This window comes from Chitinophaga sp., assembly GCF_035564935.1.
Lineage (GTDB): Bacteria > Bacteroidota > Bacteroidia > Chitinophagales > Chitinophagaceae > Chitinophaga.
The window spans coordinates 1-9,603 of the sequence record NZ_DATMTE010000313.1; the positions used below are offsets into that span (position 1 = coordinate 1).

At 47.6% G+C, this 9,603-nt stretch carries 7 protein-coding genes; 5 read left to right on the forward strand and 2 right to left on the reverse strand.

Annotated elements, in window-relative coordinates; all coding sequences use genetic code 11:
* Together VN105_RS08340 and metX are read right to left on the reverse strand one after the other, a co-directional pair.
* Nucleotides 1-2,598, reverse strand: a 2,598-nt coding sequence (locus tag VN105_RS08340; protein WP_325639776.1) for a TonB-dependent receptor, incomplete at its 3' end; no start/stop codon positions are given.
* A 157-nt stretch (nucleotides 2,599-2,755) separates the two neighbouring features.
* Nucleotides 2,756-3,793, reverse strand: coding sequence for a homoserine O-acetyltransferase MetX (metX, locus tag VN105_RS08345; protein WP_325639778.1), 1,038 nt, complete (start codon nucleotides 3,791-3,793; stop codon nucleotides 2,756-2,758).
* 113 nt (nucleotides 3,794-3,906) lie between these two features.
* Here metX and VN105_RS08350 point away from each other — a divergent pair, with 113 nt between their 5' ends.
* From VN105_RS08350 to VN105_RS08370, 5 genes are all read left to right on the forward strand, one after another.
* On the forward strand, nucleotides 3,907-4,326 hold the full coding sequence (locus VN105_RS08350; protein WP_142686927.1) for an OsmC family protein: 420 nt from the start codon (nucleotides 3,907-3,909) through the stop codon (nucleotides 4,324-4,326).
* A gap of 21 nt (nucleotides 4,327-4,347) precedes the next feature.
* Nucleotides 4,348-5,535 (forward strand): O-succinylhomoserine sulfhydrylase, encoded by a 1,188-nt coding sequence (locus VN105_RS08355; protein ID WP_325639782.1) that lies wholly within the window; start codon nucleotides 4,348-4,350, stop codon nucleotides 5,533-5,535.
* Between the two features lie 159 nt (nucleotides 5,536-5,694).
* Nucleotides 5,695-6,342: a hypothetical protein gene (locus VN105_RS08360; protein WP_325639783.1), complete on the forward strand. Its 648-nt coding sequence runs from the start codon at nucleotides 5,695-5,697 to the stop codon at nucleotides 6,340-6,342.
* A gap of 33 nt (nucleotides 6,343-6,375) precedes the next feature.
* Nucleotides 6,376-6,729, forward strand: a complete 354-nt coding sequence (locus VN105_RS08365; protein WP_325639784.1) for a hypothetical protein — start codon at nucleotides 6,376-6,378, stop codon at nucleotides 6,727-6,729.
* A gap of 80 nt (nucleotides 6,730-6,809) precedes the next feature.
* A complete protein-coding gene (locus VN105_RS08370) occupies nucleotides 6,810-9,326 on the forward strand; it encodes a DUF5686 and carboxypeptidase regulatory-like domain-containing protein (protein ID WP_325639786.1) in 2,517 nt (838 codons plus the stop codon).
* The last annotated feature ends 277 nt before the right edge of the window (nucleotides 9,327-9,603 follow it).

Here is a 9,603-nt window from a genome sequence, read left to right on the forward strand (position 1 = left end):
GGAGTTGGCAATGTTACGGTTGCCGAAGTTCAGGCTGTAACGCACTTTTGGTGTGTTATACATTGTCATAAATGAACCAAGGTCCTTTTCATTGGTCAGTTCATTATAGGAAATGTTACCCCCTGCAGTGAAATTAAGCGGCAGGCTGTAATCCAGTCCCAGTGCCCATCCCCAGGAGTGCACTACTTCAGTGGCGCTTACCGGCACAGAGAAGATATTATTGACGGCAGGATCGGCAGTTGGCTGCACCAGTACCTGTGTGCCATTCATATTTTTGAAATCATTTTTATAGATATAGGCATCGATCAGCAATTGTTTTGCGATCACGGCTTTATAACCTATTTCATATGCCTGGATCCTTTCCGGCAGGAACTCGCGGAAAACGTACTGGGTAGGGTTGCCGGCCTGTACGGATTGTAGCGAGAATACCGGTCCTTTATCCAAACCATAACGTTCGCGCAGGAAAGGCAAACCACCTATCAGGTGGGCTTGTGGCGTTACGAGGTCGATGTACTGATCCTGGTTATGCGGGATACGGAAACCTGTTTGATAAGAAGCGCGGATGTTGTGTGTACCGAGGAAAGTATACACAGCAGACAAACGCGGGCTGAACTGGCCTTTGAAGTTCATGTTCTTATCATAGCGCAGGGAGCCGGTAAGTTTCACATGATCCTCTATGATCTTTTTCATGAGCTGCACATAACCGCCGTATTCATTGATACGGAATTCCTTACCGTTATCATCTACGGCAAACAGTGTTTTTTCGGAGTTTAGTGCATAGCGGCGGTAATTACCGCCTACCAGGATCTCTGCAAAATGGATCAGGTTATGAAAGTTATACATGAACTCGGCCTGGTACAGGTTGGTTTTATCAGTGAATTTTGCACCCACGCCGGAAGCATCGCCGGGAATGGGTTTATTCTTCACTTTATCTGCAGCGGCATCAAATTCAGGCGTGCCGGGAATCAGGCGGCCTTTATCGGCATTAGCACGGGCGGCGCTGATAAAATTTGACTGCTGGGATTGCACCGCTGCCTGGGCCGCAGCAAATGCAGCAGGGACTCCTTGTCCGAGGTTATTGGTAAAAGTGGTTTTAAAGAGATTGCCTGCCGCCAGTCCATAAGTACCGAAGTATTCAGTATACCATTGCTGGCTGCTTTTCCAGGCCTCGTTAATGCCGGAGGCCAGTGTACCGCCGGCATAGCTGTCGCCGGCCCTTTCCTGTGTAGTATACAATCTTACATAGAAATCAGGGCTCTTCAGCTCCACTTTATACTGACCCATGTTGAAGTTTTTCAGGGAGTAACGGTCAGCGCCGGTATACACCGTAGTACCGGAACCGTAGCTGCCTTGCAAAATGGCTTCCAGGTTGGGTGTAAGCCGGTAATGTAATGCAGCGTTCAGTTTCATGTTTTTTGTAGTATAGTCCACTACATCCGCTTCGTTGTAACCGGTGCGGGTTACATTCGACATATTCTGCGGAGGCAGGATGGCATTATACAACTGATCCGGTGTGAGGGCGCCTCCCAGTTGCTGCGACAATGCGATCATTTGCGGCATGAGGGAAGGTTTCAGGCCGGTGTACATATTCACCGTATTTTCATCTCCATATATATTCACACCATTATAGCCTTCGTTATTGGCGCGGGTACCATCTTCCAGGGTATGACCGTTTGCCAGGCTCTGGTCGCGCTGATCATAAGCCTGCCAGTCTTTTGCCTGGAGATAGCCAACATTCAGTTTGAATGCTACCTTATCGCTGAAGGCATGTGCGTAACGTACAGACACGTCGTAGAAACCAGTAGTAGCGGTAGAACGGCCGGCGTCGTTCAGGAAGCCGGTTTTCACCAGGGCGCTTAATCCCTGGTACTGGAAGGGATTTTTACTGTTCATCAGCAGGATACCGTTGAGAGCATTGGGACCATACAGTGCGGAAGCCGCGCCGGGTATAAGTTCCATGTTGTCGAGGTCCACTTCAGGAATGCCTACCATGTTACCCACGGCGAAGTTCAGACCGGGGGCCTGGTTGTCCATTCCATCGTTTAGTTGCAGTACACGGGTATTACCATTGCTGTTAAAACCGCGGGTGTTCACTGATTTGAACGTTAAGCTCTGGGTGCTCATTTCCACGCCTTTCAGGTTGGCCAGCGCATCGTAGTACGATGCGGCGGGAGAAGCTTTCAGAGCGCGGGCATCCAGTTTTTCAATAGATACGGGCGACTGCAGGATGCTTTCCTGTGTACGGCTGGCGGCCACCACCACTTCCTGGCCGAGAATTTCAGTTGAGCTAAGCTCCACTTCCATGTTATCGGTAGCGGAGGAAATCTCGTGTTCTTCTGTTTTAAAACCCACGTAGGAGAACACAAGGGTTAACGGGAACGCATGAGTGGTTTTAAGGGTGAAGGCGCCCCCGCTGCCGGTAATGGTACCGGAGGAAGAACCTTTAACCGCTACCGTAACACCGGGCATGACGTTGCCGGAACCTTTTTCGCGTACAGTACCATGAATAGTGGCGGAGTTTTGTGCTGAAATTACCTGGGTAAGGGATAATAAAAGCACCAGGCAGCCTGTGAAGGCTTTGATTAGAATGCTTCTCATACACGATGGATTTATAAAAGGTTTAGACTCGGTTTAAATAAATATAACGAAAAAAAACCGCATATGGCCATCGGGAGGGCAGGGATTAAAATAAAAATGCAGCAGGATAACCCTGCTGCATATAGCCTATTGTAAGATGTTCAGAATCAATATATTTTTAGTGCATCCATTGCTGTAATATCTTGCCGATCTTCTCAAATTCTATCAGGAAACCATCATGCCCGTACGAAGAATCTATTTCATGATAAGTAGCATCCGGAAGATGCGCTGCCATAAACTGTTGTTCTTCCGGCGGGCATAAAATATCGCTGCTGATGCCGATCAGCAAGGTAGGCTGCTGAATATGGGAAAGGGTAGCGGTGATGTCCTCATGGCGGCCACGGGCAATATTGTGGCTGTCCATCGCTTTGGTGAGCAGCCAGTACGATTGTGCATTAAAACGTTTTACGAGTTTATCGCCCTGGTAATTGATATAGGAAGAAGCCCTGAAGTGATCGGTCTTCTCTTTATCTTCATCGGATTGTGCGCGCACAAAGGTCTGGTAGTTGCGATAGGTAAGCATACCGATGGCCCTGGCGGCTTTCAGCCCTTTGGAACCGGCGCTGTGATTATTGTCTTGCCAGGTATCATCTGCTTCAATGGCCAGTCGCTGCGCCGTGTGAATAGCAATACCCCAGGCGCTTTCGGCTGCTCCTGTACATAACAGGAAGAGGCGGTTGATAACGGCCGGCTCGGACAGCGACCATTCCAGTGCCTGGTAGCCTCCCATGGAGCCGCCTATCAGCAGGTGGATACGGGGTATCTGCAGGTGCTGTCGCAGCAGGATATGCGCCTGTACCATATCCCGGATAGTAATGAAAGGGAACTGCCTGTACCATGGATGCCCCGTTTCCGGGTTTACGGTATGCGGGCCGCTGCTGCCATAGCAGGAACCAATGATATTGGCGCAAACAACAAAGTGCCTGTCGGGGTCAATGGCTTTACCCGCGCCGATCAGGCCGGTCCACCAATCAGCCGCATCACTGTTGGCCGTAAGTGCATGACATACCCAAACCACGTTACTTCCATCTTCTTTCATCGTACCATACGTATGATACGCGATATGTAATCCCGGTAATACTTCCCCGGATTCTAACCGGAATGCTGCTTGACTGTAAAATACCTTTGCCGACAATGCTTCTTCAAATTTGCGCAAAACTACAATATCAGAATTAAAAATTGCAAAATACCACCGATGATTTACGAACGGCGGTCACTGTATAAATCCTGATGGTTTTATTTATCTTTGTTGAAGATAACTTAATAATCATGAAGATAGCATTACAACGAGTAGACGACGGATTTAATATGGAGGCGGTAGATGAAGGCGGCCACAAGGTACTGATGGACTCATCTGTGGAGAATGGTGGTAAGAACAACGGTGTAAGACCCATGCAAATGGTGATCATGGGCCTGGGCGGCTGCTCGGCCATTGATGTGATGATGATCCTGAAGAAACAACGCCAGGAAGTAACAGATTTCCGTATAGAAATTGATGCAGAAAGAGAAAAAGGTAAGGAGCCTTCCCTCTGGGAAACCGCTCACCTGGTGTTCCATCTTAAAGGTAATATCGATCCCGATAAGGCAGCACGCGCTGTGGAATTGTCTATGAACAAATATTGTTCTGTTGCGGAAACCCTGCGTCAGGGTAATACCAAACTGACCTGGGAAGTGAAACTGAACGCTTAACATGCTGTAACTACCATATCCATGAGCAAAGAAAAAAATCAATACCAGCCGGATACCAATGCGGTAAGAATGCAGATGCCCAAAACAGACCAGATGGAGCATTCGGCGCCCATGTTCCTTACTTCCAGTTTTTGTTTTGATAATGCAGAAGAAATGCGGGCTACTTTTGCGGATGAAACAGACTTTAATATCTACAGCCGTTTCAGCAATCCCAATGTAGACGAATTTGTAAAGAAGATGTGCGCCCTCGAAGGGGCGGAAGCAGGATATGCCACGGCCTCCGGGATGAGCGCTATATTCGCCAGCTTCATGGCCCTGCTGAAAACAGGAGATCACCTGTTATCGGCCCGCGCTATCTTCGGTTCTACCCATACCGTGATCACGAAGTTCCTGCCAAAATGGGGCATTGAAACTTCTTATTTCGATATTACCGATCCGGCAGGCATAGAAGCGATGATCCGGCCCAATACCAAAATGATCTTCGTGGAAACGCCCTCCAACCCGGGCCTGGAAATAATAGACCTGGAACTGCTGGCAGGAATTGCCAACAAACATCACCTCATCCTGAACGTAGACAATTGCTTTGCCACACCGGTACTGCAACGTCCTATTGAGTACGGCGCCCACCTGGTAACGCATTCCGCCACCAAGTGGATCGACGGGCAAGGCCGTGTACTCGGTGGCGTAATAGTAGGTAAGGCGGAACTGATCAAGGAGATCCATACTTTTTGCAGAAGCACCGGCCCGGCCATGTCGCCGTTTAACGCCTGGGTGCTGAGCAAAAGCCTGGAAACCCTGTTTGTGAGAGTAGAGCGTCATTCCTCCAGTGCCTTAAAACTGGCGCAGGGCCTGGAAAACAATCCACACCTGTTGTCTGTGAAATATCCTTTGCTGCCAAGTCACCCGCAATACAGTATTGCGCAAAAACAAATGAGCGGTGGCGGTGGTATCGTATGTTTTGAACTGAAGGGCGGCCTGCAGCAGGGCGTCCGTTTCCTGGATGCGTTACAGCTTCTTTCATTAACGGCCAACCTGGGCGACAGCCGCAGTATTGCTTCCCATCCGGCCAGCACTACCCATGCAAAGCTTTCTGACCAGGAACGCGCTATAGCCGGTATAACACCTGGCCTGATAAGGATTTCCGTGGGATTGGAAAATATTAAGGATATTTTAGAAGATATAGAACAGGCATTAGAGAAAAGTAAATAAAAATAAGAACAGGAAGCTGACCTGAAAGAAAGTGGTATTTCTGGTCAGCTGCTGTTGTTTGCTGCTGGCAGTAAACGGAGAATGAATAAGAACAGCCCCATTTAATGATTCAACCCCTTTATTAACCCGGTCATGTGTGACCAGATAGTTAGTCCCTCTATGAAGAAAATATTATTCCTGCTGCTTTTATTAACCGGTGCTTATCCGCTGTATATAACAGCGCAGAGTAATTATGATCATAAGTTGATTGCGGTATTGCCGGTCCGGGCTAAGTTCCCCGAATACAAAAAGTTGTCTGATAGCAGTGCCGGGGCGTTCCGTTCCCTGGAAGTAAAATATGGAATGCAGCTACAGGAAGAATTGTATAGAACCATTACAAGAGACACTAACCGGCTGCTGGTAGAAGTACAACCCTGGCAAATAACAGACTCCATTTTGAAAAATATGGGATTAGACCTGCGGAAAGTATCTTTCCTGGATATGTCTGCCATTGCAAAAATATTGAGAGTAGATGCCTGTGTTGTGGTTACTGTAGGCTATGGCACCAGGAGCAACATCAGGTCATCTGCAGGGTCAAATTCAATAGCCGGGTTTGCCGGAGGTCTGGGAGCCTCCGAGCTTACAAGGGCAATCTACCGGAACAATAAAATATTTACTTTCCGGTTGGTGGATGGAAAATCCGGAGATGAAGTGTGGAATTACTCACAAGAAATGACGGCAGGAGATATCACACTTGATAAAGATCAACTTATCTTTTCCCGAAGGCTCTTTAAAGGGTTTATGAAACGTTTCCCTTATTGCGACTAGCCGTTTTTAAACTTTTCTACTTATATTAGAACTATGAAATCCTTTGCTCATTTTCTCCTCGTCCTGATCCTGGCTTATGCCGCAGGCATGATACTGCCCTGGTGGAGTGTAGCGCTCGTTGCTTTTCTCGTTACCCTGCTGATGCCGCTATCACCGGGTAAGTCATTCTTCAGCGCCTTCATGGGCATCTTCGTGTTGTGGATGATCCTGGCTTTTTACATGGATGTAAGAAATGATCACCTGTTGGCGAACCGTATGAGTGAAATGATCCTGAAGGTGCGGAGCGGGCCGCTGATAGGGGTGGTTAGTTCGTTTATAGGCGCACTGGTGGCTGGCTTTGCTGCAAGTTCCGCTGCCTTTGTCCGTGCTCCTAAAAAGGTGGCCTGATTACTTATCCAGGCTGTTAAAATTCTGATAAAACAGTTTGCACAAATGCCCCGTAAGCTGTTCGCCGTTACATTTGGAATATGAAGAACTACCTGTCTGCCCTGTTTTGCATTTTCATTTCCAGCTACTGCCAGGCTATTGTGGTGAAAGGCCGCGTAACGGATGATAAAGATCAGCCGCTTCCATTTGCTACCATCTTCATAAAAGGAACCACTACCGGCACTACTACCAATGCCGCGGGCCAGTACCAGCTTGATCTGCCGGCCGGGCAATATACCGTGGTATGCCAGTATATCGGCTTCAAAAGAACAGAACTCCCGCTTAACGTTAACGCCTCAACGCAAACGCTCGACTTCCGCCTGCTGCCCATCAATATGCAGATAAAAGAAGTGGTGGTGAAAGCCAACGGCGAAGATCCCGCATATGCCATCATCAGGCAAGCTATTAAAAAAAGACGCTTCTACCAGGAACAGGTAAAGGAATATACCTGCATGTCGTATATCAAGGGCACCATAGGAATGAAAAATGTTCCGGGAAGATTTATGGGGCGGAAGGTAGATAAGAATGATATGGGGGTAGACAGCACCGGGAAAGGCATGATCTTCCTGTCGGAATCCGTGACTAAAATATCTGCCCGGCAACCGGATAAAGTTAAACTGGAAGTAATTTCCTCCCGCAAAAGCGGTGGCGGTTTCGGCTTAAGTTTCCCTGCCTTTATCAGCTTCTACGATAATAATGTTTCCGCTGTTATCACGCAAATGGGCCCCAGGGGCTATATTTCACCTATTGCAGAAAATGCCCTGGCCTATTATAAATATCACCTGGAAGGTACATTTACAGAAGATGGTAAAACGGTGAACAAGATCCAGGTTATTCCCCGCCGGAAACAGGAGCCCCTGTTTTCAGGCTATATCTTTATAACAGACGGCGACTGGCGTATTCATAGCACCGACCTGCTCCTCACCAGCGAATACCAGCTGGAGCTGATGGATTCACTGAAGATCCGCCAAACCCATGTTCCTGTTACCGCTGATATATGGCGGATAAAAGACCAGGTGATATCCATATCGTTTAATAAATTTGGTTTCAGCATGGGGGGCAGCTTTGTAAACGTGTATTCCGATTACAATGTACACCCGCAGCTCCCGCCAAACTTTTTCGACAATACTTTCCTTAAGTATGATTCCGCCTTTGATAAACAGGCGCATGCCTACTGGGACAGTATCCGGCCGGTACCCCTCGAAACCGACGAGGTAAAGGACTATCGCGAAAAAGACAGTATCGCCCAGGCTGCACGCGATTCCTCCTTTTCCCGCTATCGCCTCGATTCCCTGCAACGGAAACAACCACGCGTTAAAGTGACGGATGTGCTGTGGGGCGGCGTGCGGCGTAAGTATTATTTCCGCCGCGACAGCTCCATTCAATATAATTCCATTGGTGTAAGAGGGCTCCTGAGATCTTTGAAGTATAATACCGTGGAAGGCCTGGTAATTGCCCTGGAACCCAATCTGAACATCTATACAGGGGAAGAAAGCAGCTTACGCATCACACCTTTCCTGCGGTATGGATTGAGCAACACTCACTTTAATGCCTATACGCAAATTGATTTCAGCAACAGCAGCAAGGTACATAAGCGTTTTGGGCGTAACGACTGGTCCCTGGCAGGAGGGAAGCGCGTTTCCCAGTTCAACCAGGACAATCCCATCGATAATATTGCCAACGAGTTTTATACCCTGTTCCTGAAGGAGAACTATATGAAGCTGTATGAAAACTGGTTTGGTAAACTGCGCTATACCCGTACGTTCCAAACAAATGATAAGCTTTCTGTAGGCGCTACTTATGAGAGCAGGAACCCGGTAGAGAACACTACTGATTTCGTGATCTTTAAAAACGATCATAAACAGTTTACGCCCAACCATCCTTACGAGCTGGCCAATGTACCATTTGAAAAGCACCAGGCGCTGGTGCTGGATGCCAGCTTCACCTTCCAGCCGGAGCAACAGTTTGTGGAGTTGCCCGACCGCAAAATTCCTTTTGGTTCCAAATATCCCACCTTCATAATAGGCTACAGCAAAGGCATACCCAATGTGGGGAACAGCGTTGTGGATTTTGACAAATGGAATTTCTCGGTGCAGGATAATATGAATTTCAAATTACTGGGAGAGTTCCGCTACCACATTGGCCTGGGAGGTTTCCTGAACGACCGGAATGTACAGATCCCGGATTATCAGCATTTTAATGGTAACCAAACATTCTATAACACGAAATACCTGAACAGCTTCCAGCTGGCGCCGTATTACCGGTATAGTACTACTGCACCGTTTTATGCCACTGCCAATGTAGAACATCATTTCAATGGCTTACTCACCAACAAGATCCCGTTGTTTAACCGCTTAAAATGGAACCTGGTGGCCGGCGCCAATGCATTTTATGTAAATGGCGACAACAACTATGTGGAAGTTTTCGGCGGCATTGAAAATATTTTCAAGATGATCAGGGTAGATGTAGTAGCAGGTTACCAAAGTAAAGAAGATACCCGCATAGGAGTGCGCGTTGGCTTTGGCGGCATCCTTGGTAATATGGTAAAGTTTAAATAACTAACGGACACTGATTCCGGGGACCCTGTTACCACCTGATATTGCTTGCCAGGTAACAAAATCCCCGTATCTCACTATTCACTGACCGGTTCTAGAATTTCTTCCTGCTCTTTATTTCTTTCTTTTCGTCAAAGAAATAAGCCAGCAGCCTGTAAATCCAGATACCAACAACTAAATAAATAAAGTAGGTAATGTAAATACTCATAACATAACATTTTCGGGTTAATCAATATTGCTTCTCTAAGTCATTTTTCAAAAAGGGTGCCAATTGGGGTTG

Excerpts from the sequence above, each read along its gene's own strand:
- VN105_RS08360 (WP_325639783.1), top strand. The coding sequence starts at position 5,695 with ATGAAGAAAATATTATTCCTGCTGCTTTTATTAACCGGTGCTTATCCG.
- VN105_RS08365 (WP_325639784.1), top strand. The coding sequence starts at position 6,376 with ATGAAATCCTTTGCTCATTTTCTCCTCGTCCTGATCCTGGCTTATGCC.
- VN105_RS08350 (WP_142686927.1), top strand. The coding sequence starts at position 3,907 with ATGAAGATAGCATTACAACGAGTAGACGACGGATTTAATATGGAGGCG.
- VN105_RS08355 (WP_325639782.1), top strand. The coding sequence starts at position 4,348 with ATGAGCAAAGAAAAAAATCAATACCAGCCGGATACCAATGCGGTAAGA.
- VN105_RS08370 (WP_325639786.1), top strand. The coding sequence starts at position 6,810 with ATGAAGAACTACCTGTCTGCCCTGTTTTGCATTTTCATTTCCAGCTAC.